The sequence below is a fragment of the Bacillus sp. FSL W8-1202 genome (assembly GCF_038006165.1).
GTDB lineage: Bacteria > Bacillota > Bacilli > Bacillales > Bacillaceae > Bacillus > Bacillus subtilis.
On the sequence record NZ_JBBOUR010000002.1, the window covers coordinates 50181 to 76885 of the forward strand.

Sequence of the window (26705 nt, forward strand, 5' to 3'; positions counted from 1 at the left end):
ATAAAACAATCGGACATTGATGGCAAAGAGGAGGAGAAATATGAGACAAGGGCTGATGGCAGCAGTACTTTTTGCGACCTTTGCTTTAACGGGATGCGGAACGGATTCAGCCGGAAAAAGCGCTGATCAGCAATTACAAGTGACAGCGACAACATCTCAAATTGCCGATGCAGCAGAAAACATCGGAGGTAAGCATGTAAAAGTCACCTCTTTAATGGGACCGGGGGTTGATCCGCACCTTTACAAAGCTTCCCAAGGTGACACGAAAAAATTAATGTCTGCCGATGTTGTTCTGTACAGCGGGTTGCATTTGGAAGGGAAAATGGAGGATGTCCTCCAAAAAATCGGCGAACAAAAACAATCGGCGGCAGTAGCTGAGGCCATTCCGAAAAATAAGCTTATTCCCGCGGGGGAAGGCAAGACGTTTGATCCCCACGTCTGGTTCAGCATTCCGTTATGGATCTATGCGGTGGATGAAATTGAAGCGCAATTCAGCAAAGCAATGCCTCAGCACGCAGATGCCTTTCGGAAAAATGCCAAAGAGTACAAAGAAGATTTGCAATATTTAGATAAGTGGTCGCGTAAGGAGATCGCACATATTCCGGAGAAAAGCCGTGTGCTTGTGACTGCTCATGATGCGTTTGCGTACTTTGGGAATGAGTATGGATTTAAGGTAAAAGGCCTGCAGGGACTCAGCACAGATTCGGACTATGGATTAAGGGATGTTCAGGAGCTGGTTGATCTTCTGACAGAAAAACAAATAAAAGCTGTGTTCGTAGAAAGCAGTGTATCTGAAAAATCAATCAATGCAGTGGTGGAAGGCGCTAAAGAAAAAGGCCATACAGTCACAATCGGCGGTCAGCTTTATTCGGATGCCATGGGTGAAAAGGACACAAAAGAAGGCACATACGAAGGAATGTTCCGCCACAATATCAACACGATTACTAAAGCGCTTAAATAAAGAAAAGAGGTGGAGGATATGTTCCCTGTTGAGCTTGATAATGTGACGGTTGCTTATCATAAAAAGCCTGTACTGCAGGACATTTCGCTGCAGGTGCCTGAAGGAAAACTTATTGGCATTATCGGCCCAAACGGCGCGGGAAAATCAACCTTGATCAAAACGATTCTCGGTCTTGTGCCCAGAGCTTCCGGAGACATCTCTATTTACGGCAAAGACTATAAGGATCAGCGGACCAGAATCGGATATGTTCCGCAGCGCGGCTCGGTTGACTGGGATTTCCCCACAAGCCCGCTCGATGTCGTCCTAATGGGAAGATACGGGAGAATCGGTTTATTAAAGAGGCCAAAGAAAGCGGATGTGGAGATGGCGAAGGCCGCATTAACAAAAGTCGGGATGCATGATTATGCGAAGAGGCAAATCAGCCAGCTGTCAGGCGGACAGCAGCAGCGGGTGTTTCTTGCCCGGGCACTCTGCCAGAACGCTGACATTTATTTTATGGATGAACCGTTTGCAGGTGTTGATGCAGCGACGGAGCGCGCGATTATGACGCTGTTGGCAGAGCTCAAAGAAAAAGGAAAAACCGTGCTTGTCGTCCATCATGATCTGCAGACCGCCGAGGATTATTTCGATTGGATCTTACTGCTTCATTTAAGGAAAATCGCTTTCGGACCGGCGGAAAACGTTTTTACGATCGAAAACCTGCAAAAAACATATGGAGGAAGGCTTACGTTTTTAAAAGATAAAGTGCTGGCAGAAGGACATAAGGAGTGAGCGCAATGTTTGAAAGTTTGTGGCTGCAGCTTCAGCATCCGAATACACAGTGGGTGCTGGCCGGTACGCTTTTGCTCGGGACGGCAAGCGGTGTTTTGGGCAGCTTTGTGCTGCTGAGAAAGCAAAGTTTAATCGGCGATGCGATGGCCCATTCAGCTCTGCCGGGAGTGTGTCTCGCTTTTCTGTTCACCGGGCAAAAATCACTGCCTTTCTTTTTGCTGGGGGCAGCGCTCGCCGGACTGCTCGGAACGTTTTGTATTCAGCTGATTCCTCGGCTTTCAAAAACAAAGGAGGACTCGGCGATCGGGATTGTTCTTTCTGTGTTTTTTGGCGTCGGGATCATTCTGCTGACATATATTCAGCAACAGGGGGCGGGAAGCCAAAGCGGGCTTGATTCTTTTTTATTCGGCCAGGCTGCTTCATTGGTCAGGCAGGATATCATCCTTATTGCAGGAATATCCGCTGCTCTGCTGCTCCTATGTATTGTTTTCTTTAAGGAATTTACATTGATTACTTTTGATCTCGCGTTTGCAAAGGGATTAGGAATCCCGGTGCGTTTTTTAAACGGGCTTTTGGCTTGTCTGATTGTCTGTGCTGTCGTCATTGGGCTTCAGACTGTTGGTGTGATATTAATGGCGGCTATGCTGATTACACCTGCCATAGCTGCGAGATATTGGACCGAACGATTAACCGGGATGATCGTCATTGCCGGGATTACAGGCGGGGTCAGCGGCGTGGCCGGAACCCTGCTTAGCACCACGATGAAGGGAATGGCGACAGGGCCATTAATGATCTTATCTGCAACGCTGCTCTTTCTTGTTTCAATGATTTGCGCGCCTAAGCGGGGATTGGCTGCTAAAGCCATAAGGCTGATGAGGCTGCGGCGCAGAACAAGCAGGGAGCAAGTGCTTTTGGCGATTTATGAACAGTATGAAAAGAAAAATCTTTGTGTAACTGTTGAAAGTGTAAGAAAGAAAAGACGCCTATCCCCTTCATTATGCCTTAAGGCATTAAATGACTTGGAACAAGAGAGGTGCATTGAACGTATCGAAAATGGGGTTTGGCAAATCACAAGCAAAGGGATTGAAAAAGGCTATCACACAGCTTTGAAGCAGCGGATGTATGAAGTGTATCTCATGCATGAAATGGAACTTGCCAATATAGAATCCGATCAGGACTGCTTTGACCCGGACCGTTTACCGAGAGAAACGAGAGAGCGGCTTTATTCACTCTTAAAGCTGTATGGACGGATGCCTGAGCTTCGAAAAGTGTCTCATGATGCTGAGAAGGGACAGATCGCGAATGAGTTTTGAAGCATGGATTATAGCTACCGGTGTATTAGTCGGTGTAAGCTGCGGATTGATCGGCACATTTCTTGTGCTGAGAAGCATGGCGATGCTGGCCGACGCAATCAGTCATACAGTGTTGCTTGGCATTGTCGGCGCTTTTCTAGTGACGGGAAGTCTCGATGGGATTTATATGTTTATTGGCGCAGCCGCAACCGGTCTGTTAACGGCTTTCTTGGTTCAGCTTCTTCATAGCAAGGGGGTTCAATCAGATGCTGCCATAGGAGTTGTGTTTACATCCTTATTTGCAATCGGGGTTATTTTGCTTTCTGTGTATGGAGCGAATGTCCATCTCGATATTGAGCACTCGTTAATGGGAGAAATCGCTTTTGTGCCGTGGAATACGGTGACGGTATTGGGGGTTGATATTGGGCCGAAAGCGTTTTGGATGCTGGCATCTGTTCTGGTTTTAAATGTAGTGTTGATCAGTGTGTGCTATAAGGAGTTTAAAATCGCTTCGTTTGATCCTCAAATGGCCTTAGCCTTGGGAATACCGGTTTTGCTCATTCATTACGTGCAAATGGGCATGCTGTCCCTGACAACTGTTGCTTCCTTTGATTCGGTGGGTGCCGTATTGGTTGTGGCCATGCTGATTGTTCCGCCTGCTGCGGCACATTTGCTGACAGACCGGCTTCTTTATATGCTGATTCTCAGCGCGTTGATTGGCGGGCTGTCGGCGGTCATGGGCTATTTCTTCGCAACGTGGCTTAATGTTTCGATTTCAGGAGCGATGGCGGCCATGACAGGTGTATGTTATGCAAGCGCCTTTTTGTTTTCACCTGCAAACGGGGTCATGACTAAAAAGTTGAGAACACTCAACATGCAAAAAGAAAGAGCTGGCTGATGCAGCTCTTTCTTTTAATTATAAATCATGCGGCTTAAACGTTTTGCAGTCTGTTTCCCGGCTGTTTTCAGCCGTTTCACCAGTATGGCTGACAACATAAATGGTATCAGCGGTGCATTTGTTACCTTTGCCCCAATAAGAACAGTTGTTGACCTCACATAGAATTTTCTGCTCCATGCCATCCCCTCCTTATAAAGGTTCTGGATTAGTATAGCCGGCTGGCTTGCCCTCTATTCCTCCTGGCGGATATAGCGTTTATCTCGCATAAACATTTTCCAGAAGAAAAAGAAGCCCGGAAATAGAATGATAAATGCAACGATATACGTTGCAAACAGCGCTCTGAACGTTGCTGGCTCTGTGAAGCCTGACATGACTGTCACATCGGGATAAATCATATACGGAAGATGCGCCCGCCCGTAAGCGTAGCTTGCGAGAAAATACTGTATCCCAATCGCGACAAGTGCAAGCCGCGGTTTTCCGATGTTTTGCCCAAAGCATTTGTTAGGCAGAAAAAGAGCGATTCCAGCAATGACAAATGTGATGAACGATGCAATAATCCAAGTAAAATCATTCATCATTCCGCTGTACAGCCAGTTTGCTTCATTCCGCATTGTCACCATGATGCATACAGCAAACAACAGTGAAATCGGGCCGGTAATCAGGGCGCTTTTTCTGTAGGCTCGGTACGCATCCTGTTCCTCTGCCACATTTGAAACATCTGCAAGCAGCAGCGAGGACAAAAATAAGGTGCTTAAAATCGCAAACCCGATAAATGAATAGGCGTTGGGGCTTGAAAAGATTTTAGACATATTTAAGTTATAGATTCCATCCGTTTTTTCTATAAACCCTCCGTGTGTCACAGGAAGCACCAAAATTAAAATAGCAGGAATGATAAAGCCGGAGATGCCGGAAATATATCTTAGCGTTTTCCGCTCCTTTGCTGTATTTGAAAACACGAGAAATCCGCTTCGAATCGCTAAAAGCAGTAAAATCATGCTTCCGGGAATTAATAAAACGGTGCCGAGCACAAATGTCGCGCCGGGGAAAAAACTGAAAAGCGCCACGACGATGGCCACAATAAAGACGTTTGTGACCTCCCAAGTCGGGGACAAAAAGCGATTCGCAATATCGGTGGCCTTCATATGCTCCTTGTTTAAATAGATCATAGACCAAAATCCCGCTCCAAAATCCATTGTCGCCATGACGGCGTAAATAAACACAAAGCCCCAGATAATTGAGATGGCGATCAGAGCGTCAGTTGAAATCTCCATTTGTACGATCTTCCTTCCATTTGGTTTCCTGTTTGCGGAGCCATTACGACTCCGCTGTATTTAAATCTTCGTCAACCGGGTGCTTGCGGAAATAATACAGCAGCACGTAGACGACAGCTGCGCCTAACACGGCATAAACAAATGTGAAAAATAAGAACAGCAGCCCAATCGAGCCAGTCGTTGTTACGACATCTGACGTTTTCAGCAGATGATAGATGACCCAAGGCTGCCTCCCCGTACATGCGAAAATCCAGCCGAATTCAATGCCGATGAGACTAAAAGGGCCTGCTGTCATGAAAATGACCAAAAGCCACGTTGGGAAACGGTCTTTCTTGAGCACCTTTCTCCAGACCACACCGATAATGGAATAAAGAATAAGCAGCATGCCTACACCGACCATCGCATTAAACAGCGTGTGAATGAAAAGCGGCGACCATTCATCTCTCGGAAATGCATTTAATCCTTTTACAACAGTGTCAAAACGGTTCGCTGCCAAAAAGCTTAAAGCCCATGGAATCTCGATTGCCCATTTTACTTTTTCTTCATTCGGGTCGGTAAAACCGCCGATAGCGAGCGGGGCATGGGATCTTGTTTCAAACAGGCCTTCCGCACCGGCTAATTTTTCGGGCTGGTATTCGTACAGCATCTGTGCAGATTCATGTCCGTTCAAAGCGGTCAGCAATGAAAAAATACCGCCGATCGTCAGTGCGAGCAAAAGGGCTTTCCGGTGAAAGCGATAGACCTTTTCCTTTTTCCTCGTCCGGATCATTTTATACGCCGCCACAGAAGCCACGATAAACGCTCCCGTCATAAACGCGGATAAAACGACATGGCCCGCAGTGATAAAAAAGCTTGGATTGAAGAACGCGGCCCACGGGTCAACATCAGTAATTTTTCCGTTTAAAATTTTAAAACCGGCGGGCGTACCTTCAAAAGCGTGAACATTCGTGATCAGAACAGCGGATGCTGCTGCCCCGACTAACACAAAGAAAACAGCAACAATCCTCATTGCAGGTGACAAACGGTCTGCAGCGTATACATAAATCGACATGAATAGGGCTTCAACAAAAAAAGCATAGATTTCAATTTGAAATGGCAGGGACATCACCCGGCCGATGACTTCCATAAATCCCGGCCATAAAAGCGCGAGCTGAGTGCCCGCGATCGTTCCGGTCGGTATGGCGACCCCCAGCAAAACGGCTTGTGCTTTCGTCCATCTTTTCGCCATGATCGCATAATGGTCATCTTTCGTTTTTTGATAGATCAATTCCGCCACTAAAATCATGAGCGGGAGACCGACTCCAAGCGTTGCGAAAATAATATGAAAGCCCATTGTCGTGCCAAAGAGGCTTCTGGCCAAAACTAAATCATCCACAATCGTAAACCACCTTTCTAAAAAGACGTTCTGTATGTATTTTGGGTTTATTATTTGCTTCCTCGGTTAGATTATTCTTCCTATTCTTAAATGCCATGAGGTTTACGATGTGAAAACAGAGGGAAGGATATAAGAAGATTGACAAAACGTTTGTAAGGTTATAAAATAAAACGTAATTATTACGATTTATTGAAAGGAGATTCACATGAAAGAAGGAATTCATCCGAAGAACCACAAAGTGATATTTCAGGATGTCAACAGCGGCTACCGTTTTCTCAGCACCTCTACGAAAACATCTAATGAAACAGCAGAGTGGGAAGACGGAAACACATATCCTGTCATTAAAGTAGAGGTAAGCTCTGACACGCATCCGTTTTATACAGGCCGCCAGAAATTCAATGAAAAAGGCGGACGAGTTGAGCAGTTCAAAAAACGCTATAACATGGGGAAATAAGGCAGGCCTGAGGGTTTGTCTTTTTTTATTATGACGAATAAACAAGGGTTGTGATATATTGAAGAGTAAAAAGAATAGAAAGGGACAACGAACATGAGTCTTCTAAATGATATTCTCGAATTTAACAAGACATTTACTGAACAAAGAGAGTATGAAAAGTATCAAACATCAAAATTTCCAGATAAAAAAATGGCGATTCTTTCTTGCATGGATACTCGTCTGGTTGAACTGCTGCCGCATGCGATGAATTTGCGAAACGGTGATGTGAAAATCATTAAAAGTGCCGGTGCGCTTGTGACACACCCATTCGGAAGCATCATGAGAAGTATACTCGTCGCAGTGTACGAGCTGAATGCAGATGAGGTGTGTGTGATCGGGCATCACGATTGCGGCATGAGCAAAATCAGCAGCAAAAGCATGCTTGAAAAAATCAAAGCAAGAGGGATTCCGGAAGAACGCATCGAAACAATAAAGTACTCCGGTGTAGACTTTGATCAATGGTTTAAAAGCTTTGATTCAGTGGAAGCGAGTGTGAAAGACAGCGTAGATGTTATTAAACATCACCCGCTGTTCCCTGAAAACGTTCCGGTCCATGGCTTAGTCATTGATCCTAAAACCGGAAAACTGGATCTTATCGTAAACGGTTATAACAATTAATGTTTTTGTTTCTTTTCAGGAACGGGATCGACTCCTCCCGGATGGAACGGGTGGCATTTCAAAATCCGTTTGATTGTCAGCCATCCGCCTTTTAAAGCGCCATGTGTTTTAATCGCTTCGATTCCATATTGGGAACAGGTCGGATAAAAGCGGCACGTTGGCGGTGTCAGGGGCGAGATGAATTTTTGATATCCTCTGATCAGAGCGATGAATAGGGTTTTCATGTTTCTTCAGCAACCTTTCTGATGCAAGTATAAGAAAAAAAACACAGATTGAAAAGTTAATCAATAATTCTTATCGGAAAAGTATGTTATAATGAAATTACATTTTTAAAAAAGGGGAGAGTGCCATTATGCCTTCAGTAGAAAGTTTTGAGCTTGATCATAATGCGGTTGTTGCTCCATATGTAAGACATTGCGGCGTGCATAAAGTGGGAACAGACGGCGTTGTAAATAAATTTGACATTCGTTTTTGCCAGCCAAATAAACAGGCGATGAAGCCTGACACCATTCACACACTCGAGCATTTGCTCGCGTTTACGATTCGTTCTCACGCTGAGAAATACGATCATTTTGATATCATTGATATTTCTCCAATGGGCTGCCAGACAGGCTATTATCTAGTTGTGAGCGGAGAGCCGACATCAGCGGAAATCGTTGATCTGCTTGAAGACACAATGAAGGAAGCGGTAGAGATTACAGAAATACCAGCTGCGAATGAAAAGCAGTGCGGCCAAGCGAAGCTTCATGATCTGGAAGGCGCTAAACGTTTAATGCGTTTCTGGCTTTCACAGGATAAAGAAGAATTGCTAAAAGTATTTGGCTAAAATAGAAAGGACCTTTTTGCGCATAAGCAAAAAGGTCTTTTTTGTGACGTCTCATATTTTATGTACCATTTGCTGTAAGCGTTTGCTACTATTTAGGTAAACGATGAAAGGGTGATGGCATGAAAAAGATGTTGGTTGTTCTGCTTTTTTCTGCTTTATTGCTTAATGGATGCGGATCTGGTGAAAGTAAAGCAAATACAGCTGAGACGCCCGAGGTTTTGGATGTCAAGCTGACCGGGCCTGAAAAAGTAAATCCCGGAGAAAGCGCTGCTTATGAAGCAGCCGTATCATATGGTGATGAAGCTGTGACGGATGCCGATGAAGTAGAGTTTGAAGTATGGAAAGAAGGGGAAAAAGACGCAAGCCAAATGTTTAAGGCGAAACAAGAAAAAGGCGTATACCGATTGGAAACGACGTTTAAGGAAGATGGTGTATACACTGTCCAATCCCATGTCACAGCAAAAAAACAGCATAGCATGCCGACCTTAAAAGTCCAAGTCGGAGACGCCGATGCTGCCAGCAATCAGTCAGAAGAGGAGCATTCACATCATCATTGATTGTGTGAATCAGAGTGATTTTCTTGTGGCGGATCAATGGTATGCTTTACATTATAGGCTTTTACAGTCGTCCAAATGGTTACAAGCAAAACAGCCAGCACAATCAAAATACTTATCGTAATGAGAAGCGTCATGACATTCCACCTCCCGTTTTTTAACAATTGTAGCATAATAGAAGAAATCGTGACAGATAAGGGTAAAAAAGAGGTTTTAGCGTACGATATTAAGGGTATACATAGTCATATAACAAGGAGGAGATATCATGTCAGAACAATTGATTCAAGCAGTGAACAAACAAGTAGCCAACTGGACAGTCATGTATGTGAAACTACATAATTATCACTGGTATGTGAAAGGAAAAGATTTCTTCACTCTTCATGAAAAGTTTGAGGAGCTGTACAACGAAACGGCAACTTATATTGATGACTTAGCAGAACGTCTTTTGGCGCTGAACGGAAAACCGATTGCAACAATGAAGGAATCCTTAGAAACGGCTTCTGTCAAAGAAGCGGCTGGAAATGAAACAGCTGAACAAATGGTTCAAAGCGTATATGATGATTTCAGAGTCATCGCGGAAGAGCTGAAAAACGGTATGGATTTAGCTGATGAAGTCGGTGACGAAACAACAGGGGACATGCTTCTTGCGATCCATCAAAATATTGAAAAACATAACTGGATGCTAAAAGCTTACCTAGGTTAAGTTCAAAAATAGAACGGCCGGATGTCTTAAAAAAGACGTCCGGCTTTTCTTTTTGTATCTGAAAAATAGGCGACAACCAGTCCATTTTTCTGAAAAATCCAATCCGTTCGGCTTGTTTTCCATAGAATATCGTAAGGCCGTTTCTGTGAAAGGATGTTGGGATAAATGGATAGAGACTTTGGCATCTTTTCGTTTTTTGCAGTCAGCGTTTCAGCAGCGGGTTTTTTCTTTGGAGGTTTTCAGTATTCATTTCTGATTTTGCTCTCTCTTATGGCAATTGAATTTATCAGTACGACTTTGAAGGAAACGATTATTCATAAACTGTCATTTATAAAGGTATTTGCCCGGCTTGTCAAAAAATTAGTCACGCTGGCTCTGATCTCTGTATGCCACTTTTTCGATCAGCTGCTGAATACAGAGGGATCAATTCGTGACTTGGCTATTATGTTTTATATTCTTTATGAATCTGTGCAAATTGTTGTGACAGCCAGCTCTCTTGGCATACCGGTTCCTCAGATGCTTGTCGATCTTTTAGAAACGTTAAAAAATAAATTTAAGCGCAAACCGTAACTTTTCCCTGTTCGCGGGTCATAATAAAGCCCAGAGCGTCGGTCACACTTTCCGGCAAAAGTATCGCAAAAAACTGTACGAGCTAGTCTGCATGCAAAACCTGACGGCGTGCTGGGTCCCTTATTTTTTGATAAAAGGCTTCCGAAGAAACGTAACTGTGGTATGATGTATGGAAGATAGCTAGGAACGGATTTGAGGGATAAACATGTACGAGTTTAAAGATTATTATCAGAATACTGTTCAGCTTTCCTTTGACGATCAGCCTTTCTCGGACAGCCCGAAGCATGTCTGGGTGATTTGCCGTTTTGGCGGCAAATGGCTTTTAACAGAACATGAGGACAGAGGCTATGAGTTTCCAGGCGGGAAAGTAGAGCCGATGGAGTGCGCAGAAGAGGCTGCGCTCCGGGAAGTAAAGGAAGAGACGGGCGCGAGAGTCAAAAGCCTCAAGTATCTCGGACAGTATAAAGTTCTCGGAAAAGAAAAAGTGATTGTAAAAAATATATATTTTGCAGATATAGAAAAGCTCGAAAAGCAAGCTGATTACTTTGAAACGAAAGGCCCGGTTTTGTTTCACGAGCTTCCGGAGAACCTTTCCCGCAATAAAAAATTCAGCTTTATTATGAAGGATTCCGTACTTCCGATCAGTTTGAAAAAACTGAAAGAATCTGGATGGATTGAATAAAAAACCCGGCACATGTGCCGGGTTTTTTATGTCCTCCCCTTCGTCCATTTCTTTTCCAGCACCTCGACGCCCTGATACATCAGAGTGGCGAAGATGGCGATGATCAGCAGGCTTAAGAAGACGAGTGTAAAATTGAAGACTTGGAATCCGTAAATAATCATATATCCTAATCCGACCTTCGAAACGAGGAATTCCCCTACAATGACGCCAACCCATGATAAACCGACGTTCACTTTTAGTGTTGAAATAATCGCGGGGGAGGATGCAGGCAGTATGACTTCTTTAAAAATAACCCACTTTTTTGCGCCGAATGTTTTCATGACTTTCGTATAGTTTTCGTCGACCTCCTGGAAGGCGGTATAGACAACGATGGTTGTGATAATGACGCTGATGATGGCTCCCATCGCAATGATGCTGATAAAACTGGGACCGAGCGCGACAATCAGGATCGGGCCCAGGGCCACTTTCGGCATTGCATTCAAAATTACAAGATACGGATCTAAAATTCTGGCAAGTCGGTTAGACCACCATAACAAAGCGGCGAGGCACGTGCCCATAAACGTCCCGAGCAAAAAGCCAAGCACCGTTTCAAATAAAGTGACGCCGATGTGTGACAGTAAAGAACCGTCACCAAGTTTCTCCAGCAATAATCGCCACACAGCTGATGGAGAGCTGAAGATCAGCGGATCGATCCAGCCCTGCCTGCTGGAGGTTTCCCAGCCCGAGAAAAAGAGAATAAATATGGCAAGCTGAAAGGAATGGACCTTCCACTTTTCCTTTTTCTGTTTGAATTGATACTGCTCGTGAAGCAGATCAATGGTTTCTTTGCTGTTTCTCAAGAGAATTCAGCTCCTTCCATATCGTTTGAAACAGTGTCTGGAAGGAAGGTTCCTGACGGGCGTCAAAAGGCAACATCGCGGCCAATTCCTTAGGAATGGTAAAAATCTGATGGATGGTGCCCGGCTGATTTGAAAATAAAAAGATCGTATCGCTCATCGCTATCGCTTCCCCTATATCATGAGTGACAAGCACTGCTGTTTTTTGATATTCCTTTAATGTGCGGAATACCAGGTTTTCTAAAGACAGCTTTGTCTGAAAATCAAGCGCGGAAAATGGCTCATCCAGCAAAAGCAGACTAGGGTTAGGCGCAAGTGTTCTTGCAAGCGCAGCCCGCTGGCGCATCCCGCCTGACAGCTCTTTCGGATATTTTTTCTCCACATCTATGAGGCCGAACTCCGGCAATAGACCGAGTGCAGCGGCTTTGCTTTCTTCTGTCAGCGTGTCGGCGATTTTTAAACCGAGAAGCACATTTTCCTCGATAGATTTCCAGGGAAATAAGTAATCCTGCTGAAGCATATAGCCAATATTATGTTCTTTTTGATTCGGCTCACGGCCTTCAATCAGAACTCTGCCTTCTGATGGCTCAATCAAACCGGCAATAATGGAAAGCAGTGTTGTTTTTCCGCAGCCGCTTGGGCCGAGAAATGAGATGAAATCGCCTTTTTCGGCATCGAAATGAATATCCCGCACAGCCGTTGTTTTTTCTTTAATAGAAAAATAAGTATGGGTTACATGGTCGACATGTAAGAAAGACATAGATGGCGCCTCCTATTTCTCCGAGGTGACTTTTTCAGCAATTTCTTTATTTACAAGCTGATTGTATGGAATGTGCTTCGGCAGTTCTCCAGATTGATCCATAATGGTTTGGAGAAGCTCCCATTCTTTTTCGTTAAGCAGAGGGTCTGGCGAATATGAATGCTGTTTTTTATAGCGTTCAATGGTTGTTTCGATGACGTCTGGGTCGGTATCATCAAATTCATCTTTAATGGCATCTGTGATGTCCTTCGCAGAATGATTTTCAACCCACTGCTGTGCCTTATAAATGGCTTTTGTAAACTTTACGGCCGTGTCTTCATTTTTCTTCAAATAGCTTTGTTTCGCCATAAAAGTCGTATAAGGAACCTCTCCTGATTCTTCTCCGAATGAAGCCACGATATGGCCGATGCCTTTTTTCTCAAAGAGAGAAGCCTGCGGTTCAAAGAGCTGTACATACTCACCGGTTCCAGAAGCAAACGCATTGGCAATATTGGCGAAGTCTATGTTCTGGATGAGGTCTATATCCTTATGCGGGTCAATCTTATGTTTGTTCAGCACATACTCGCCGACCATTTGCGGCATGCCGCCTTTTCGCTGGCCGAGAAACGTTTTTCCTTTCAGTTGATCCCAGTCGAAGTGTTCAACATCTTCTCTCGCGACAAGAAACGTTCCGTCTGTCTGAGTCAGCTGGGCGAAATTAATGACGGGATCTTTAGCTCCTTGCGCTTCAACATAAATAGATGTTTCTGACCCGACAAGCGCGATGTCGGAGCCGTTGGAAAGAAGCGATGTCATCGTTTTGTCTCCGCCCCAGGTCGTATTCACATCGACATCAAGCCCTTCTTCCTTAAAAAAACCTTTAGACTCAGCAACATATAAAGGTGCGTAAAAAATTGAATGGGTCACTTCAGCTACTTTGACTTTGGTGAGCGTTTCTTCCTGCTTGCAAGCCGCCAGGGCGATCATGAGAAAGATACTGCCGACACAGGCGAAGCCCAGCCTTAACCATCTGTTCACATAGACAACCTCCTTATTTCGCATCAAGTTAATATCCTTTTTTGCTTTACATATCGTATGATGGGTATAAAAATGTGTGAATGCATAACCAGGTTCTCCGGATGTAATTTTGGAGTAAGGAAAGCATATAGAAAAAAGGAGGCGGCTGTTTTGATTGTAGAGAAAAGTAGATTTCCGTCGCCGAGCCAGCATGTGCGTTTGTATACGATCTGCTACCTGTCAAATGGATTACGGGTTAAGGGGCTTCTGGCTGAGCCGGCGGAACCGGGACAATATGACGGATTTTTATATTTGCGCGGCGGGATTAAAAGCGTGGGCATGGTTCGGCCAGGCCGGATTATCCAGTTTGCATCCCAAGGGTTTGTGGTATTTGCTCCTTTTTACAGAGGAAATCAAGGAGGAGAAGGCAATGAGGATTTTGCCGGAGAAGACAGGGAGGATGCATTTTCTGCTTTTCGCCTGCTTCAGCAGCACCCAAATGTCAAGAAGGATAAAGTCCACATCTTCGGCTTTTCCCGCGGCGGAATTATGGGAATGCTTACTGCTATCGAAATGGGCAGGCAGGCAGCTTCATTTGTTTCCTGGGGAGGCGTCAGTGATATGATTCTTACATACGAGGAGCGGCAGGATTTGCGGCGAATGATGAAAAGAGTCATCGGCGGAACACCGAAAAAGGTGCCTGAGGAATATCAATGGAGGACACCGTTTGACCAAGTAAACAAAATTCAGGCTCCCGTGCTGTTAATCCATGGAGAAAAAGACCAAAATGTTTCGATTCAGCATTCCTATTTATTTGAAGAGAAGCTAAAACAACTGCATAAGCCGGTGGAGACTTGGTACTACAGTACATTCACACATTATTTCCCGCCAAAAGAAAACCGGCGTATCGTACGGCAGCTCACACAATGGATGAAAAACCGCTGACAGTGAAATATGTTATGATAAAGAAAAAAGAGAACGAAAGGGGATTTCACTTTGGGAATGCCTATTGAATTTAATACACTGATTGTGACAAAAGGAAAAGAAGTTCGCATAGATGAGAATATATTCACGTTAGAGAAGGACGGATACCGAGTATATCCGATGGAGATTCCAATGGATGTACGCAAAACAAAGTTTGGCGAAAAGTCAGGCACAGCTGAAGTGCAGAAGCTTCAATGGGAAGAAGGCCGGACCATCATTACATACAAGCTGACTTCTTTGCATTCCGTCAATTAAAACAAGCCAAGAGCATAATTGCTCTTGGCTTTTGTTTTTTATACGAGAGGGCCGCCTGCCTGGGCGATGGCATCGGTATGTGCGAACTTTTTAAAGTTCTCTTTGAATTCATTTGCAAGGTAGACCGCTTTTTCTTTGTATTCTTCCTTGTTGGTCCATGTGTTTTCAGGTTGAAGGATATGATCAGGAACGCCAGGAACATGAGCCGGAATGTGCAGGCCGAAAATATCGTCAGTTATCATTTCTGCATCCTCTAATTTACCTTCAATCGCTGCTTTGACCATCGCTCTAGTGTAAGAAAGCTTCATTCGTTCGCCTGTGCCGTAGCCGCCCCCGGTCCAGCCGGTATTAACTAAGAAAACGTCTGCCCCGTGTTCATCGATCTTTTTGCCGAGCATTTCAGCATAGACGTGAGCAGGAAGCGGCAGGAAAGGTGAGCCGAAGCATGTAGAGAATGTCGTTTCAGGAGACGTGACACCACGTTCGGTTCCGGCGAGTTTACTCGTGTAACCGCTCAAGAAATGGTACATGGCCTGCTCCTTCGTTAGTTTGCTGATCGGCGGCAGGACTCCGAAGGCATCAGCCGTCAAAAATACAATTGCTGACGGATGGCCGGCCATGCTTGGAGTCACGATGTTGTCAATCATATGAATCGGGTAAGCTGCCCGCGTGTTTTCAGTATAGAAGGAATCATCATAATTGGCTTCGCGTGTATCTTCGTCAACAACTACATTTTCGAGAACAGACCCGAAACGGATCGCGTTAAAGATTTGCGGCTCCTTTTCCTCGCTTAAATGAATGCACTTAGCGTAGCACCCGCCTTCAATATTAAAGATGCCTGTATCAGACCAGCCATGTTCATCGTCACCGATCAGCTTGCGGTCAGCATCTGCCGACAGGGTGGTCTTGCCTGTTCCTGACAGTCCGAAGAAAAGGGCGACATCGCCTTTTTCACCGACATTGGCGGAGCAGTGCATAGATAAAATATCTCTTTCAGGCAGCAGGAAATTCATAATGGAGAAAATGGACTTCTTCATTTCACCGGCATACTCAGTTCCGCCGATTAAAATTGTCCGCTTTTCGAAAGAGACAATAATAAACGTTTCGGAATGAGTGCCGTCTGTTTTTGGATCCGCTTTGAAGTGCGGAGCAGAAAGAATGGTGAACGGCTGCTCAACTGTTTTCTTATCATTTCCTTCCGGACGGATAAACAGCTGCCGCGCAAATAAATTGTGCCATGCGAACTCATTTACGACAGTGATCGGCAGCCTGTATTTCTCGTCTGCTCCGGCAAATCCTTCGAAAACAAACAGTTCATCTCGCTCCTTTAAATAGCTGACAACTTTCGTATACAGCCGCTCAAACGCTTCTTCTGAAATGGGCTGATTCACCGGGCCCCAATCGATCTTATTTTTCGTGCTTTCTTCCTCCACGATGAACTTATCTTTAGGTGAGCGTCCTGTGTAAGCGCCTGTTGTCGCGCGAACAGCACCTGTGGATGTTAAAATGCCTTCGTTTCGGGAAAGTACTTTTTCTGTTAGCTGTGCTGCTGATAAATTATGACGCACATTTGGACATGTTAATAAGGCTTGTAAATCAGCGGTCAAATCAACTGAGTTCATATGAAACCTTCCTTTATCGTTTTTTGTGTTTTGCTAATTGTGAATTAGTATAACATATATTTTCAAATAGTCTATACTATTTATTATTTTTTGTGTGTGCATTTCCATTGTTTTCCCTCAATATAGGTGCCTATTTCTTCTGAATCATATTGACATTGCAAACCCTTTTACGATAAGATATTTCATTGAGCGGATACTCTTATCCCGAGCTGGCGGAGGGACAGGCCCTATGAAGCCCAGCAACCGGTTTCTCAGTTATTTATTATGTTCAACTGAGTGAGACAACCAAGGTGCTAACCTGTTGCAAGGTTGTATGATTCCTTGAGCGATAAGAGTGAAAGGCACAAAGACCAAACCCTTTCCTCGATGGAAAAGGTTTTTTTATTTCATAAATATGCCAATTAACATTCTCTAATATAACTGTACATTGTATAAGAGGGAGCGAGTTCCGTATCATATATACAAGGTCTTTCGAGAGGCCTTGTGCAGGAGGAAGCAAATCATGAGTGAAAATCGTCGTTTATTTACATCAGAATCTGTTACGGAGGGGCATCCGGATAAAATCTGTGACCAGATTTCTGACAGCATTTTAGATGAAATTTTAAAGAAAGATCCTAACGCGCGTGTTGCTTGTGAAACATCTGTGACAACAGGTTTGGTTCTTGTAAGCGGAGAGATCACAACTTCTACGTATGTTGACATTCCGAAAACGGTTCGCCAAACCATTAAAGAAATCGGATACACACGTGCAAAATACGGATTTGATGCGGAAACTTGTGCGGTTTTAACATCAATTGATGAGCAGTCTGCTGATATCGCGATGGGCGTAGACCAAGCGCTTGAAGCCCGTGAAGGCACAATGAGCGACGAAGAAATTGAAGCGATTGGTGCGGGTGACCAAGGATTAATGTTCGGTTATGCGTGCAACGAAACGAAAGAGCTTATGCCTCTTCCAATTTCACTTGCCCATAAATTAGCCCGCCGCCTAAGTGAAGTCCGTAAAGAAGATATTCTTCCGTACCTTCGCCCTGACGGCAAAACACAGGTAACGGTTGAGTACGATGAAAATAACAAACCAGTCCGCATTGACGCGATTGTTATTTCAACTCAGCATCACCCTGAAATTACACTTGAGCAAATTCAGCGCAACATTAAAGAATATGTGATCAATCCGGTTGTTCCTGAAGAGCTGATTGATGAAGAAACAAAATATTTCATCAACCCTACAGGACGTTTCGTAATCGGAGGCCCTCAAGGCGATGCGGGACTTACAGGACGCAAAATCATCGTTGATACGTACGGCGGCTATGCACGCCACGGCGGAGGCGCGTTCTCAGGTAAGGACGCGACGAAGGTAGACCGTTCTGCAGCTTATGCGGCAAGATACGTTGCGAAAAACATCGTTGCGGCTGAGCTTGCTGATTCTTGCGAAGTACAGCTTGCTTACGCGATCGGTGTTGCACAGCCTGTGTCAATCTCAATCAACACATTCGGTTCCGGAAAAGCTTCTGAGGAAAAACTGATTGAAGTTGTTCGCAATAACTTTGATTTACGACCTGCCGGCATTATCAAAATGCTTGATTTGCGCCGTCCGATCTACAAACAAACTGCTGCGTACGGCCACTTTGGACGTCACGATGTTGACCTTCCTTGGGAGCGCACAGACAAAGCGGAGCAGCTGCGTAAAGAAGCGTTAGGAGAATAATTTTATAGCCGCTTACTGGTTAAGCGGCTTTCCCTTTTTTATCGTTGTATTCATGTTTATTTTTTTACATAACTGTGAAACCAAATACTATTCACAGCGTCTATAAATAGGGGTTCAATGATGACAATTTTAATTATGGAGGCAATACTATGTGTGGATTTGTCGGGGTTTTTAACAAGCATCCGTTAGCTCAAACCGCTGATCAAGAAGAACTAATCAAACAAATGAACCAAATGATCGTTCACCGCGGTCCTGACAGTGATGGATATTTCCATGATGAGCACGTCGGCTTCGGATTCAGACGGCTCAGCATTATTGATGTAGAAAATGGCGGACAGCCTTTATCATATGAAGATGAAGCATATTGGATTATCTTTAACGGAGAAATCTATAACTATATTGAACTGAGAGAAGAGCTTGAAGCAAAGGGGTACACATTCAACACGGATTCGGACACAGAGGTTCTTCTTGCGACTTACCGTCACTATAAAGAAGAAGCGGCGTCCAAACTGCGCGGTATGTTTGCCTTTCTGATTTGGAATAAAAACGATCATGTGCTTTATGGGGCAAGAGATCCATTCGGCATTAAACCGTTGTACTACACAACAATCAATGATCAGGTTTATTTTGCCTCAGAGAGAAAAAGTTTAATGGTTGCTCAGAATGATATTGAAATAGACAAAGAGGCATTGCAGCAGTACATGTCTTTCCAATTTGTTCCTGAGCCAAGCACGCTTGATGCCCATGTGAAAAAAGTAGAGCCGGGTTCACAGTTCACAATCCGCCCGGACGGCGATATCACATTCAAAACGTATTTCAAAGCGAACTTCAAGCCGGTTCAGACTGAAGAAGACAAGCTTGTGAAAGAAGTCAGAGACGCGATCTATGACTCTGTAAACGTTCATATGAGAAGTGACGTTCCTGTCGGTTCATTCCTGTCTGGCGGGATTGATTCTTCCTTTATTGTGTCTGTTGCGAAGGAATTTCATCCAAGCTTAAAAACATTCTCTGTCGGCTTTGAACAGCAGGGCTTCAGTGAGGTTGATGTAGCGAAAGAAACGGCAGCGGCGCTGGGCATCGAAAATATCAGCAAAGTCATTTCGCCTGAGGAATACATGAATGAGCTTCCGAAGATCGTATGGCATTTTGATGATCCGCTTGCTGATCCGGCAGCGATTCCGTTGTACTTTGTTGCAAAAGAAGCGAAAAAACATGTTACGGTTGCTTTATCAGGTGAAGGAGCGGATGAGCTCTTCGGCGGATATAACATTTACCGTGAACCGCTTTCGCTTAAACCGTTTGAACGGATTCCGTCCGGCTTGAAAAAGATGCTTCTGCACGTTGCTGCCGTTATGCCTGAAGGTATGAGAGGAAAGAGCCTGCTTGAGCGCGGCTGTACTCCGCTTGAAGATCGTTATATCGGTAACGCGAAAATCTTTGAAGAGTCTGTCAAAAAGCAGCTGTTGAAGCATTATAATCCGAACCTTTCATATCGCGATGTGACGAAGACTTACTTTACAGAAAGCAGCTCGTACAGCGATATCAACAAAATGCAGTATGTCGATATCCACACTTGGATGCGCGGCGACATTTTGTTAAAGGCGGATAAAATGACGATGGCGAATTCTTTGGAACTGCGTGTGCCGTTCTTGGATAAAGTCGTATTCGACGTCGCTTCAAAAATTCCTGATGAGCTGAAAACGAAGAACGGCACGACGAAGTATCTTCTTCGCAAAGCCGCTGAAGGAATTGTGCCTGAGCACGTATTAAACCGCAAAAAACTCGGTTTCCCTGTACCGATCCGTCATTGGCTGAAAAACGAAATGAACGAATGGGTACGGAATATTATTCAGGAAAGCCAAACGGATGCTTATATCCATAAGGATTATGTCCTTCAGCTTCTTGAAGACCATTGTGCGGACAAGGCTGATAACAGCCGTAAAATCTGGACTGTACTGATCTTTATGATCTGGCATAGCATTAATATTGAAAAACGGTATATGCCTGAAGAGCTGAGCCATCAGCCTAAAGAAGTCATCTTTGTGTAACAGACAACAAGGCTTTCGAGTAGTCGAAAGCCTTGTTGTTATCCTTTTATTTCTCCATCATCATTGATTTACCAAATCTGTACGGAATATTCAGAAAAATGATATAATGATATTTTTTTCTAGGGGAGAAGAAAGCATGCAAAAACAAAAACAAGAGCTGCACCGTGGACTCGAAGAAAGGCATATTTCTTTAATGTCTTTAGGAGCTGCTATAGGAGTAGGGTTGTTCCTCGGCTCCGCATCAGCTATTCAATTAGCAGGGCCAGGTATTTTGGTAGCGTATGCCGCAAGCGGTCTGGTTATGTTTTTTATTATGAGAGCGCTTGGGGAAATGGCCATTCAAAAACCGGTCGCAGGCTCCTTCAGCAGGTATGCGCGTGATTATTTGGGACCGCTTGCAGGCTATTTAACAGGGTGGAACTACTGGTTTTTATGGGTTGTCACCTGTATGGCCGAAATTACTGCTGTCGGTATTTATATGGGGTTCTGGTTTCCTGACGTGCCAAACTGGATTTGGGCATTATCGGCGCTGGTCATTATGACGGGTGTTAATTTCCTGGCTGTCAAAGCTTACGGTGAGTTGGAATTTTGGTTCGCATTGATTAAAATTGTTGCGATCTTATCCATGATTGCTGTCGGTTTATTGATGATTATTGCAGGAGTCGGCAATGGGGGCATTGCCACTGGAATCAGCAATTTGTGGAACAACGGAGGATTTTTCCCTCATGGTTTAAAAGGGGTTCTATTGTCTCTTCAAATGGTCATGTTCGCCTATTTAGGGATTGAAATGATCGGGGTGACGGCTGGCGAAGTGAAAAACCCGCAAAAATCGTTAGCCAAAGCAATCGATACAGTATTTTGGCGGATTTTGATTTTTTATGTAGGCGCTTTATTTGTCATTATGTCTATTTATCCGTGGCAGGAAATTGGCTCTCAAGGAAGCCCATTTGTTCTCACATTTCAAAAAGTGGGCATTCCATCAGCCGCAGGTATCATTAACTTTGTCGTGTTGACTGCCGCGCTGTCTTCATGCAACAGCGGTATTTTCAGCACAGGACGGATGCTGTTTAACTTGGCGGAACAGAAAGAGGCGCCACAAGCATATGGTCAGCTGACGAAAGGCGGCATCCCGGGTAAAGCTGTTCTGGCTTCAGCGGGGGCTTTATTAGTCGGAGTGCTGTTAAACTATGTTGTCCCTGCGAAGGTATTTACTTGGGTTACAAGTATTGCGACGTTCGGAGCGATTTGGACGTGGGCAATCATTTTGCTTTCTCAAATCAAATACAGGAAAAGTTTGAAGCCGGAAGAAAAGAAACAATTAAAGTACAAAATGCCTTTATTTCCGTTTACGTCTTATGTGTCATTGGCATTTCTAGCATTCGTCGTCATTCTTATGGCTTACAGCCCTGATACAAGAGTAGCCGTGATTATCGGGCCGATATGGTTTCTCATCTTGCTGGCTGTGTACTATGGAAAAGGGTTTCACAAAAAAAATGCGGCTGCTGCCAGCGAATGAAATATCAGCTGACAAAAAGAGCTCCCAGTGGGCTCTTTTTGTGTGTGCTCATAGAAAATAGAGAACAGGAAAGAATAGGTATGTGTGTTTGCAGAGGCTGTTTATAGTTTTGTGATAAGATAAAAGTCATACGTTTCATGCCATATGTGAACGTTTTATGGAAAAATCGAAACCCGAACTGTTATGACGTCCGGGTTAACGATGGTTATTGCTTTCAAATATAATTTGAAAAATGGTAAAGTAAGACGAAGCAGGTCTTATGTTTGTTGAAGAAATTTATAATATTGGCCCTTTTCTACATATTCTGATCGTATTCTTTGCATATCTTTTCGGTCTTCTTCCGTCAAAGGGCGGATGACTTTTGCAGGGCGGCCAAAGGCGAGATGGCCAGGCGGAATGATTTTTCCGGGCGGGACAAGACTGCCGGCACCAATAAAAGTGCCTTCGCCAATTTCGGCCCCGTCTAAAATGATTGAGCCCATGCCGATTAAGGCGTTCTTGCGGATAACAGCGCTATGAAGTGTAACCTGATGGCCTATCGTGGCGTCATCTTCAATGAGTAGCGTCTTGTTCGGGCTTTGATGGAGGCAGCTTAAATCCTGGATATTGACTCTGTTTCCGATTCTGGTCGGCGCAACATCTCCCCTTATGACAACAGAAAACCAAATGCTGGACTGTTCTCCGATCAAGACATCACCGGTAATGGTTGCATTATCAGCTATAAAGGCTGTTGGGTGGATATCTGGCTTGTGTTCCTTATAAGGGTAGATCATAATAAGATTCATCCTTCTTTCTCTATTTAAATTTCGTATGAGGTGAAGAGCATGTGGACCTGGAAAGCAGACAGACCTGTTGCAGTGATTGTAATCATTCACGGAGCAAGTGAATATCACGGACGATATAAATGGCTGATTGAAATGTGGCGGTCTTCGGGTTATCACGTTGTCATGGGCGATTTGCCTGGACAGGGAACAACGACAAGAGCGAGAGGGCATATTCGCTCGTTTCAAGAATACATTGATGAAGTAGATGCTTGGATAGATAAAGCGCGAACCTTTGATCTGCCGGTTTTTCTTCTAGGTCACAGCATGGGCGGTCTGGTCGCGATTGAATGGGTTAAACAGCAAAGAAATCCCCAGATTACGGGAATTATTTTATCATCACCGTGTCTCGGACTGCAAATTAAAGTCAATAAAGCGCTTGATCTTGCATCAAAAGGCCTGAATGTCATCGCTCCGTCACTTAAGGTTGATTCGGGATTATCAATTGATATGGCGACGCGCAATGAGGACGTCATCGAGGCTGACCAAAATGATTCGTTATACGTCAGGAAAGTTTCTGTCAGATGGTACAGAGAGCTTTTAAAGACAATTGAATCGGCAATGGTGCCGACAGAGGCATTTTTGAAAGTTCCGCTTCTTGTGATGCAAGCCGGTGATGACAAGCTTGTTGACAAAACGATGGTCATCAAGTGGTTTAATGGTGTTGCTTCTCATAATAAAGCATACAGAGAGTGGGAAGGGCTTTAAAGCAGCAAGAGCGTTTACTGATCAATATATTTGAACTAGTAGGGGGTGCATGTGTTGACAGTACCGGAACATCCTTTTGGATTGATGGCAAAGGTATATCGAGATATTTTTCCGCTCGTTCATCAAGAGCTGGACATATGGAAGCAAAAATCAGAATCGATTCATAACAGTGAATTGAAAGCACAGGCAACCGCAAGTATTCGGGACAAAACGTTTCACTGTGAAGGCGGCGGCATACTGGCCTTATTGTCAGGCAGCCAAAAGCAGAAATGTGTCGAGTTTATCATCGCGTATCAAACGATTAGTGATTATTTGGACAATCTGTGTGACCGCAGCACCTCGCTGGACCCGCAGGATTTTCGGATGCTCCATGCCTCAATGCAGGACGCGCTGACAGTGGGGGCGGAACTGCAAAACTATTATCAATTCAGGGAAGAACAGGATGACAGCGGATATCTGCACGAACTGGTCAAAACGTGCCAGCGAGTCCTTGGTTCCATTGAGCACTATGACATGATTAAACCTTATCTGCTTGAACTGTGCGGCTATTATTGCGATTTGCAGGTGCATAAGCACGTTATTGAGCATGAGCGTGTTCCGCGGCTTGAAAAGTGGTTTACTCAATATGAATCAGAGCTGCCTGAGATGGAATGGTATGAATTTTCAGCCTGTGCAGGCTCAACGTTAGGCATTTTCTGTCTGGTTGCGTATTCGTTCCAGCCTGATTTCACAGAAAGCACCGCTAAAAAAATCCGCGACAGTTATTTTCCTTACATACAGGGTCTTCATATTCTTCTTGATTATTTGATTGATCAAGAGGAGGACTTACTGGAAGGAGACTTGAATTTCTGCTCGTATTATCAGTCTCATGAAGAGATGATGGACCGGCTTGAACACTTTATCCATAAAGCCGACGAGCATTTACAAGGCATTCCGCATGAAAACTTCCATCGTTTAATCAATCGCGGCTTGCTTGGCGTTTATTTGTCAGATGATAAAGTGGCAGGCCAAAAGGAAATGGGCCGGCTTGCAAAGAAGCTGATCAAAGCCAGCGGAAAAACCTCCCTTTTCTTTTATATCAACGGCAGAGCCTACCGGAAATTTCAAAAAATGTCCTGGATGAAAAATTCAAAGAAAAAAGCTCAAATCATTTGCTGATCTGAGCTTTTTTTTCGATGGCGACAATAAATGGCGGGTCATTTTGCTGATTGATAAACCCGTATGTTAATACACGGGCTGTTTGCTGGTCCAAGTCCCGGCAAAACTCGAGCACGTCGTTTTTTTCAGCTTTGCCTTCCGGGTGGCCATGATAGACGACGAGAACAATCAGACCTTCGTCTTTCATGATGCTGAGAAGCTGTTCAATGGCTTTGATCGTAGAACTGCCGTTTGTCGTAATTGATTTGTCCCCGCCCGGCAAATAGCCGAGGTTAAATACCGCGGCCGCCACTTTGCCATGTGTTTCAGGCGGGAGGGATTCAACGATTTTATCATGGCTTTTGTGAAATAACGTTGTTCGCGCTTGATACATGTCACCGAGCCGTTCCTTTGTATTGGCCACGGCTGATTCTTGGATGTCGAATGCGTACACATGGCCGTTTTCACCAACAAGCTCCGCTAAAAACTGTGTATCATGTCCGTTACCCATTGTCGCATCTACGACAATATCTCCTTCTCCCGCGGCCATTTTCAGCAGTTCTTTGCTGTAAGGAAGAATTTTCTTCAAAATCATAGCGCTGATTCCTCCTCAAGGCGCTGAAAGAACTTTCCTTGATAGCTGCCTCGATTTTCTAGCTCTTTATTAATGGCCCCAAGCACTTCCCATTTGTTGACGCTCCACATCGGCCCGATCATCAACTCAATCGGTCCGTCGCCTGTAATCCGGTGGACGATCATTTCAGGCGGAATGATCTCAAGCTGATCGCACACGAGCTGCACATAATCATCTTGAGAAAGAAATTCCAGCTTTCCCTTTTCATATTGTTTGACCATCGGCGTGCCTTTCAGTAGGTGAAGCAGATGGATTTTAATGCCCTGGACATCCAAATCTGCGACGGCCTTTGCCGTTTCCATCATCATGTCTCGGTCTTCCAAAGGCAGCCCGTTGATAATATGCGAGCAGACACGTATGCCGTGTTTTCTTAATTTATTGACGCCTTCCACATAGCAGTTAAAATCATGTGCGCGGTTGATCAGAAGTGCAGTCCGTTCATGAACTGTCTGAAGCCCAAGCTCCACCCACAAATAGGTGCGTTCATTCAGCTCTGCCAAGTAATCAACGACATCATCAGGCAGACAGTCCGGGCGTGTGGCGATCGAAATGCCGACCACATCATCTAAAGCGAGGACGGATTCGAATTTCTCACGAAGCACCTCAACCGGGGCGTGAGTGTTTGTGAAAGCCTGGAAATAAGCGATGTACTTGCCGTCCTTCCATTTTTCGTGCATGCGGTTTTTGATGTCATGGAATTGCGTAATTAAATCATCGGCCCGGTTCCCGGCAAAATCGCCGGAGCCTGCTGCGCTGCAAAACGTACAGCCTCCGTGGGCTACGGTGCCGTCCCGATTCGGACAGTCAAAACCGCCGTCAAGCGCCACTTTAAACACCTTATGGCCGAAATGTTCTCTGAGATGATAATTCAATGTATGATAGCGTTTTTCCGTATTTGAATAAGGAAAAGGATTGTTCTGCATCACAATTCATGTGCCTCCTTGCGTACGATTGCATCCTAAAATTGTAGCACGCATTTCACAAGAGAACAAATGAATATCGACCATAAATTACTTTATTGAATAAAGTCAGATGAGGCTACAATATGAATGATGGATGATTTCCATTACCAAGAGGAGGGGTTACTGTGGCAACAAGACAATCAGTAGATGAACATCTCCAGCAATGTATGCAGGCCTATGATTATGCTGAAGAACAGCTGAAAATCGCTTCTAAACAAGAGCATTTTAACGATCAAGAATATAGTGATGCGCAAATGCAGCTAGAAGATGCGGTAAATGCCTTGAATAAACTATGGCTGTCGTCAAATGATCAGCAGAGAGAGCAGCTGTACAGAATGAGACTTCAGCTTCAATCTTTGCAAAATAATATGATCCTGCAGCACCCTCTTGATGTGTAGGAAAACGGACCCTTTTAAAAGGGTCCGTTTTTTTGTAAAAAAAGGATTGACTTTGTGAGTCAAAGTATTTATTGTATTAAGTGTACTAATTGAAGTAATACACTATAGACACTAATATAAAATCATTTATATATTGACATTAAGGGAGGCAGTTATGAAACATAAAAAACGAAACAAACGTAACGTGCCAATGCTGATTGCGGCATCTGTGATCGCTTGTTCTTTTTTTCTTGTTCTCGTGATGATCGGTTTTGAATGGCAAAAAAGCATAATTGATCATTTTTATCTATAAAAGGTTCAGATCGTATA

General features: G+C 44.3%; 31 protein-coding genes, 1 pseudogene and 1 riboswitch. Of the genes and pseudogenes, 20 read left to right on the top strand and 12 right to left on the bottom strand.

Annotated elements, in window-relative coordinates; genetic code table 11:
* Positions 1 to 40: 40 nt before the first annotated feature.
* The 4 genes from mntA to mntD are packed head-to-tail and all read left to right on the top strand — an operon-like array spanning position 41 to position 3922.
* A complete protein-coding gene (gene mntA, locus NSQ09_RS20305) occupies positions 41 to 961 on the top strand; it encodes a manganese ABC transporter substrate-binding protein/adhesin MntA (RefSeq protein ID WP_041337039.1) in 921 nt (306 codons plus the stop codon).
* An 18-nt stretch (positions 962 to 979) separates the two neighbouring features.
* Complete coding sequence (gene mntB / locus NSQ09_RS20310; RefSeq protein WP_017695441.1) at positions 980 to 1732, top strand: manganese ABC transporter ATP-binding protein MntB; 753 nt, start codon at positions 980 to 982, stop codon at positions 1730 to 1732.
* Between the two features lie 5 nt (positions 1733 to 1737).
* Positions 1738 to 3045 carry a manganese ABC transporter permease MntC gene (gene mntC, locus NSQ09_RS20315; protein ID WP_064627443.1) on the top strand — a complete coding sequence of 436 codons (1308 nt, stop codon included), beginning with the start codon at positions 1738 to 1740 and terminating at the stop codon, positions 3043 to 3045.
* Positions 3035 to 3922, top strand: a complete 888-nt coding sequence (gene mntD, locus NSQ09_RS20320; protein ID WP_017695443.1) for a manganese ABC transporter permease MntD — start codon at positions 3035 to 3037, stop codon at positions 3920 to 3922. Before mntC ends, mntD begins: the two co-directional genes overlap by 11 nt.
* A gap of 18 nt (positions 3923 to 3940) precedes the next feature.
* On the opposite strand, the gene NSQ09_RS20325 is transcribed toward mntD, so the two are convergent.
* The 3 genes from NSQ09_RS20325 to NSQ09_RS20335 are packed head-to-tail and all read right to left on the bottom strand — an operon-like array spanning position 3941 to position 6568.
* Positions 3941 to 4099 (bottom strand): DUF1540 domain-containing protein, encoded by a 159-nt coding sequence (locus tag NSQ09_RS20325; RefSeq protein ID WP_014480632.1) that lies wholly within the window; start codon positions 4097 to 4099, stop codon positions 3941 to 3943.
* A gap of 53 nt (positions 4100 to 4152) precedes the next feature.
* Positions 4153 to 5193, bottom strand: a complete 1041-nt coding sequence (locus tag NSQ09_RS20330) for a cytochrome d ubiquinol oxidase subunit II (protein ID WP_017695444.1) — start codon at positions 5191 to 5193, stop codon at positions 4153 to 4155.
* A gap of 43 nt (positions 5194 to 5236) precedes the next feature.
* Positions 5237 to 6568 (bottom strand): cytochrome ubiquinol oxidase subunit I, encoded by a 1332-nt coding sequence (locus NSQ09_RS20335; protein ID WP_341032579.1) that lies wholly within the window; start codon positions 6566 to 6568, stop codon positions 5237 to 5239.
* Between the two features lie 205 nt (positions 6569 to 6773).
* Here NSQ09_RS20335 and NSQ09_RS20340 point away from each other — a divergent pair, with 205 nt between their 5' ends.
* Together NSQ09_RS20340 and NSQ09_RS20345 are read left to right on the top strand one after the other, a co-directional pair.
* Positions 6774 to 7022, top strand: coding sequence for a type B 50S ribosomal protein L31 (locus tag NSQ09_RS20340; RefSeq protein WP_003219346.1), 249 nt, complete (start codon positions 6774 to 6776; stop codon positions 7020 to 7022).
* Positions 7023 to 7115: 93 nt separating this feature from the next.
* Positions 7116 to 7679 carry a beta-class carbonic anhydrase gene (locus NSQ09_RS20345; protein ID WP_003229074.1) on the top strand — a complete coding sequence of 188 codons (564 nt, stop codon included), beginning with the start codon at positions 7116 to 7118 and terminating at the stop codon, positions 7677 to 7679.
* Here NSQ09_RS20345 and yidD read toward each other — a convergent pair.
* Positions 7676 to 7903: a membrane protein insertion efficiency factor YidD gene (gene yidD, locus NSQ09_RS20350; protein ID WP_003229076.1), complete on the bottom strand. Its 228-nt coding sequence runs from the start codon at positions 7901 to 7903 to the stop codon at positions 7676 to 7678. The two genes, NSQ09_RS20345 and yidD, sit on opposite strands and share 4 nt — an antisense overlap.
* Before the next feature lie 128 nt (positions 7904 to 8031).
* On the opposite strand from yidD, the gene NSQ09_RS20355 reads away from it, so the two are divergent.
* Both NSQ09_RS20355 and NSQ09_RS20360 read left to right on the top strand, forming a co-directional pair.
* The gene (locus tag NSQ09_RS20355; protein ID WP_003219361.1) at positions 8032 to 8505 is read left to right on the top strand and encodes an S-ribosylhomocysteine lyase; all 474 of its coding nucleotides are present in this window, start codon (positions 8032 to 8034) and stop codon (positions 8503 to 8505) included.
* A 119-nt stretch (positions 8506 to 8624) separates the two neighbouring features.
* On the top strand, positions 8625 to 9062 hold the full coding sequence (locus NSQ09_RS20360) for a FixH family protein (protein WP_014477743.1): 438 nt from the start codon (positions 8625 to 8627) through the stop codon (positions 9060 to 9062).
* On the opposite strand, the gene ytzI is transcribed toward NSQ09_RS20360, so the two are convergent.
* Complete coding sequence (gene ytzI, locus NSQ09_RS20365; RefSeq protein ID WP_003229081.1) at positions 9056 to 9196, bottom strand: YtzI protein; 141 nt, start codon at positions 9194 to 9196, stop codon at positions 9056 to 9058. The two genes, NSQ09_RS20360 and ytzI, sit on opposite strands and share 7 nt — an antisense overlap.
* 128 nt (positions 9197 to 9324) lie before the next feature.
* Here ytzI and NSQ09_RS20370 point away from each other — a divergent pair, with 128 nt between their 5' ends.
* The 3 genes from NSQ09_RS20370 to ytkD all read left to right on the top strand — a co-directional run bounded on the left by NSQ09_RS20370 (position 9325) and on the right by ytkD (position 11014).
* Positions 9325 to 9762 (top strand): Dps family protein, encoded by a 438-nt coding sequence (locus NSQ09_RS20370; RefSeq protein ID WP_144453538.1) that lies wholly within the window; start codon positions 9325 to 9327, stop codon positions 9760 to 9762.
* A 165-nt stretch (positions 9763 to 9927) separates the two neighbouring features.
* Entirely contained in the window at positions 9928 to 10332 is a 405-nt protein-coding gene (locus tag NSQ09_RS20375; RefSeq protein ID WP_144453536.1) for a phage holin family protein, read from the top strand.
* 205 nt (positions 10333 to 10537) lie between these two features.
* Positions 10538 to 11014, top strand: coding sequence for an RNA deprotection pyrophosphohydrolase (gene ytkD / locus NSQ09_RS20380; protein WP_003229087.1), 477 nt, complete (start codon positions 10538 to 10540; stop codon positions 11012 to 11014).
* 26 nt (positions 11015 to 11040) lie between these two features.
* On the opposite strand, the gene NSQ09_RS20385 is transcribed toward ytkD, so the two are convergent.
* The 3 genes from NSQ09_RS20385 to NSQ09_RS20395 are packed head-to-tail and all read right to left on the bottom strand — an operon-like array spanning position 11041 to position 13627.
* Complete coding sequence (locus NSQ09_RS20385) at positions 11041 to 11853, bottom strand: ABC transporter permease (RefSeq protein WP_041054111.1); 813 nt, start codon at positions 11851 to 11853, stop codon at positions 11041 to 11043.
* On the bottom strand, positions 11828 to 12610 hold the full coding sequence (locus NSQ09_RS20390) for an ABC transporter ATP-binding protein (protein WP_003229092.1): 783 nt from the start codon (positions 12608 to 12610) through the stop codon (positions 11828 to 11830). Before NSQ09_RS20390 ends, NSQ09_RS20385 begins: the two co-directional genes overlap by 26 nt.
* A gap of 12 nt (positions 12611 to 12622) precedes the next feature.
* Complete coding sequence (locus NSQ09_RS20395; protein WP_341032583.1) at positions 12623 to 13627, bottom strand: ABC transporter substrate-binding protein; 1005 nt, start codon at positions 13625 to 13627, stop codon at positions 12623 to 12625.
* A 150-nt stretch (positions 13628 to 13777) separates the two neighbouring features.
* On the opposite strand from NSQ09_RS20395, the gene NSQ09_RS20400 reads away from it, so the two are divergent.
* Together NSQ09_RS20400 and NSQ09_RS20405 are read left to right on the top strand one after the other, a co-directional pair.
* A complete protein-coding gene (locus NSQ09_RS20400) occupies positions 13778 to 14551 on the top strand; it encodes an alpha/beta hydrolase family protein (RefSeq protein ID WP_041054107.1) in 774 nt (257 codons plus the stop codon).
* A 51-nt stretch (positions 14552 to 14602) separates the two neighbouring features.
* The gene (locus NSQ09_RS20405; protein ID WP_015251393.1) at positions 14603 to 14845 is read left to right on the top strand and encodes a DUF2584 domain-containing protein; all 243 of its coding nucleotides are present in this window, start codon (positions 14603 to 14605) and stop codon (positions 14843 to 14845) included.
* 38 nt (positions 14846 to 14883) lie between these two features.
* Here the strand turns inward: NSQ09_RS20405 and pckA are convergent, their stop codons facing one another.
* Positions 14884 to 16467, bottom strand: coding sequence for a phosphoenolpyruvate carboxykinase (ATP) (gene pckA / locus NSQ09_RS20410; protein ID WP_041054104.1), 1584 nt, complete (start codon positions 16465 to 16467; stop codon positions 14884 to 14886).
* 196 nt (positions 16468 to 16663) lie between these two features.
* Positions 16664 to 16802, top strand: a riboswitch (SAM riboswitch).
* A gap of 167 nt (positions 16803 to 16969) precedes the next feature.
* On the opposite strand from pckA, the gene metK reads away from it, so the two are divergent.
* From metK to alaP, 3 genes are all read left to right on the top strand, one after another.
* Complete coding sequence (gene metK / locus NSQ09_RS20415; RefSeq protein WP_144453532.1) at positions 16970 to 18172, top strand: methionine adenosyltransferase; 1203 nt, start codon at positions 16970 to 16972, stop codon at positions 18170 to 18172.
* A gap of 149 nt (positions 18173 to 18321) precedes the next feature.
* Complete coding sequence (asnB, locus tag NSQ09_RS20420) at positions 18322 to 20220, top strand: asparagine synthase (glutamine-hydrolyzing) (protein WP_041054100.1); 1899 nt, start codon at positions 18322 to 18324, stop codon at positions 20218 to 20220.
* 136 nt (positions 20221 to 20356) lie between these two features.
* Entirely contained in the window at positions 20357 to 21736 is a 1380-nt protein-coding gene (alaP, locus tag NSQ09_RS20425; protein ID WP_026113640.1) for an alanine permease AlaP, read from the top strand.
* Positions 21737 to 21993: 257 nt separating this feature from the next.
* Here alaP and NSQ09_RS20430 read toward each other — a convergent pair whose 3' ends face one another.
* Positions 21994 to 22509 carry a gamma carbonic anhydrase gene (locus NSQ09_RS20430; RefSeq protein ID WP_041054098.1) on the bottom strand — a complete coding sequence of 172 codons (516 nt, stop codon included), beginning with the start codon at positions 22507 to 22509 and terminating at the stop codon, positions 21994 to 21996.
* 51 nt (positions 22510 to 22560) lie between these two features.
* Between NSQ09_RS20430 and ytpA the strand changes: the two are divergent.
* Positions 22561 to 23299: pseudogene (ytpA, locus tag NSQ09_RS20435) on the top strand (phospholipase YtpA).
* Between the two features lie 20 nt (positions 23300 to 23319).
* Entirely contained in the window at positions 23320 to 24423 is a 1104-nt protein-coding gene (tbcS, locus tag NSQ09_RS20440) for a tetraprenyl-beta-curcumene synthase (RefSeq protein WP_004399076.1), read from the top strand.
* Here tbcS and NSQ09_RS20445 read toward each other — a convergent pair.
* Together NSQ09_RS20445 and NSQ09_RS20450 are read right to left on the bottom strand one after the other, a co-directional pair.
* The gene (locus NSQ09_RS20445) at positions 24413 to 24997 is read right to left on the bottom strand and encodes a class I SAM-dependent methyltransferase (RefSeq protein WP_017695450.1); all 585 of its coding nucleotides are present in this window, start codon (positions 24995 to 24997) and stop codon (positions 24413 to 24415) included. The genes tbcS and NSQ09_RS20445 overlap by 11 nt on opposite strands.
* Positions 24994 to 25962, bottom strand: coding sequence for a TIGR01212 family radical SAM protein (locus NSQ09_RS20450; RefSeq protein WP_024572829.1), 969 nt, complete (start codon positions 25960 to 25962; stop codon positions 24994 to 24996). Before NSQ09_RS20450 ends, NSQ09_RS20445 begins: the two co-directional genes overlap by 4 nt.
* A 161-nt stretch (positions 25963 to 26123) precedes the next feature.
* Here NSQ09_RS20450 and NSQ09_RS20455 point away from each other — a divergent pair, with 161 nt between their 5' ends.
* Together NSQ09_RS20455 and NSQ09_RS20460 are read left to right on the top strand one after the other, a co-directional pair.
* Positions 26124 to 26396 carry a YtzC family protein gene (locus NSQ09_RS20455; RefSeq protein WP_041054093.1) on the top strand — a complete coding sequence of 91 codons (273 nt, stop codon included), beginning with the start codon at positions 26124 to 26126 and terminating at the stop codon, positions 26394 to 26396.
* A 154-nt stretch (positions 26397 to 26550) separates the two neighbouring features.
* The gene (locus NSQ09_RS20460) at positions 26551 to 26688 is read left to right on the top strand and encodes a hypothetical protein (RefSeq protein WP_003229119.1); all 138 of its coding nucleotides are present in this window, start codon (positions 26551 to 26553) and stop codon (positions 26686 to 26688) included.
* Positions 26689 to 26705 lie beyond the last annotated feature (17 nt).

Coding starts and splice junctions, on each gene's coding strand:
- alaP (WP_026113640.1), top strand. CDS start 20,357: ATGCAAAAACAAAAACAAGAGCTGCACCGTGGACTCGAAGAAAGGCAT.
- NSQ09_RS20360 (WP_014477743.1), top strand. CDS start 8,625: ATGAAAAAGATGTTGGTTGTTCTGCTTTTTTCTGCTTTATTGCTTAAT.
- NSQ09_RS20345 (WP_003229074.1), top strand. CDS start 7,116: ATGAGTCTTCTAAATGATATTCTCGAATTTAACAAGACATTTACTGAA.
- NSQ09_RS20430 (WP_041054098.1), bottom strand. CDS start 22,509: ATGATCTACCCTTATAAGGAACACAAGCCAGATATCCACCCAACAGCC.
- NSQ09_RS20355 (WP_003219361.1), top strand. CDS start 8,032: ATGCCTTCAGTAGAAAGTTTTGAGCTTGATCATAATGCGGTTGTTGCT.
- NSQ09_RS20330 (WP_017695444.1), bottom strand. CDS start 5,193: ATGGAGATTTCAACTGACGCTCTGATCGCCATCTCAATTATCTGGGGC.
- ytkD (WP_003229087.1), top strand. CDS start 10,538: ATGTACGAGTTTAAAGATTATTATCAGAATACTGTTCAGCTTTCCTTT.
- NSQ09_RS20325 (WP_014480632.1), bottom strand. CDS start 4,099: ATGGAGCAGAAAATTCTATGTGAGGTCAACAACTGTTCTTATTGGGGC.
- mntC (WP_064627443.1), top strand. CDS start 1,738: ATGTTTGAAAGTTTGTGGCTGCAGCTTCAGCATCCGAATACACAGTGG.
- mntD (WP_017695443.1), top strand. CDS start 3,035: ATGAGTTTTGAAGCATGGATTATAGCTACCGGTGTATTAGTCGGTGTA.
- NSQ09_RS20340 (WP_003219346.1), top strand. CDS start 6,774: ATGAAAGAAGGAATTCATCCGAAGAACCACAAAGTGATATTTCAGGAT.
- NSQ09_RS20445 (WP_017695450.1), bottom strand. CDS start 24,997: ATGATTTTGAAGAAAATTCTTCCTTACAGCAAAGAACTGCTGAAAATG.
- ytzI (WP_003229081.1), bottom strand. CDS start 9,196: ATGACGCTTCTCATTACGATAAGTATTTTGATTGTGCTGGCTGTTTTG.
- pckA (WP_041054104.1), bottom strand. CDS start 16,467: ATGAACTCAGTTGATTTGACCGCTGATTTACAAGCCTTATTAACATGT.
- NSQ09_RS20460 (WP_003229119.1), top strand. CDS start 26,551: ATGAAACATAAAAAACGAAACAAACGTAACGTGCCAATGCTGATTGCG.
- yidD (WP_003229076.1), bottom strand. CDS start 7,903: ATGAAAACCCTATTCATCGCTCTGATCAGAGGATATCAAAAATTCATC.
- metK (WP_144453532.1), top strand. CDS start 16,970: ATGAGTGAAAATCGTCGTTTATTTACATCAGAATCTGTTACGGAGGGG.
- mntA (WP_041337039.1), top strand. CDS start 41: ATGAGACAAGGGCTGATGGCAGCAGTACTTTTTGCGACCTTTGCTTTA.
- mntB (WP_017695441.1), top strand. CDS start 980: ATGTTCCCTGTTGAGCTTGATAATGTGACGGTTGCTTATCATAAAAAG.
- NSQ09_RS20375 (WP_144453536.1), top strand. CDS start 9,928: ATGGATAGAGACTTTGGCATCTTTTCGTTTTTTGCAGTCAGCGTTTCA.
- NSQ09_RS20390 (WP_003229092.1), bottom strand. CDS start 12,610: ATGTCTTTCTTACATGTCGACCATGTAACCCATACTTATTTTTCTATT.
- asnB (WP_041054100.1), top strand. CDS start 18,322: ATGTGTGGATTTGTCGGGGTTTTTAACAAGCATCCGTTAGCTCAAACC.
- NSQ09_RS20370 (WP_144453538.1), top strand. CDS start 9,325: ATGTCAGAACAATTGATTCAAGCAGTGAACAAACAAGTAGCCAACTGG.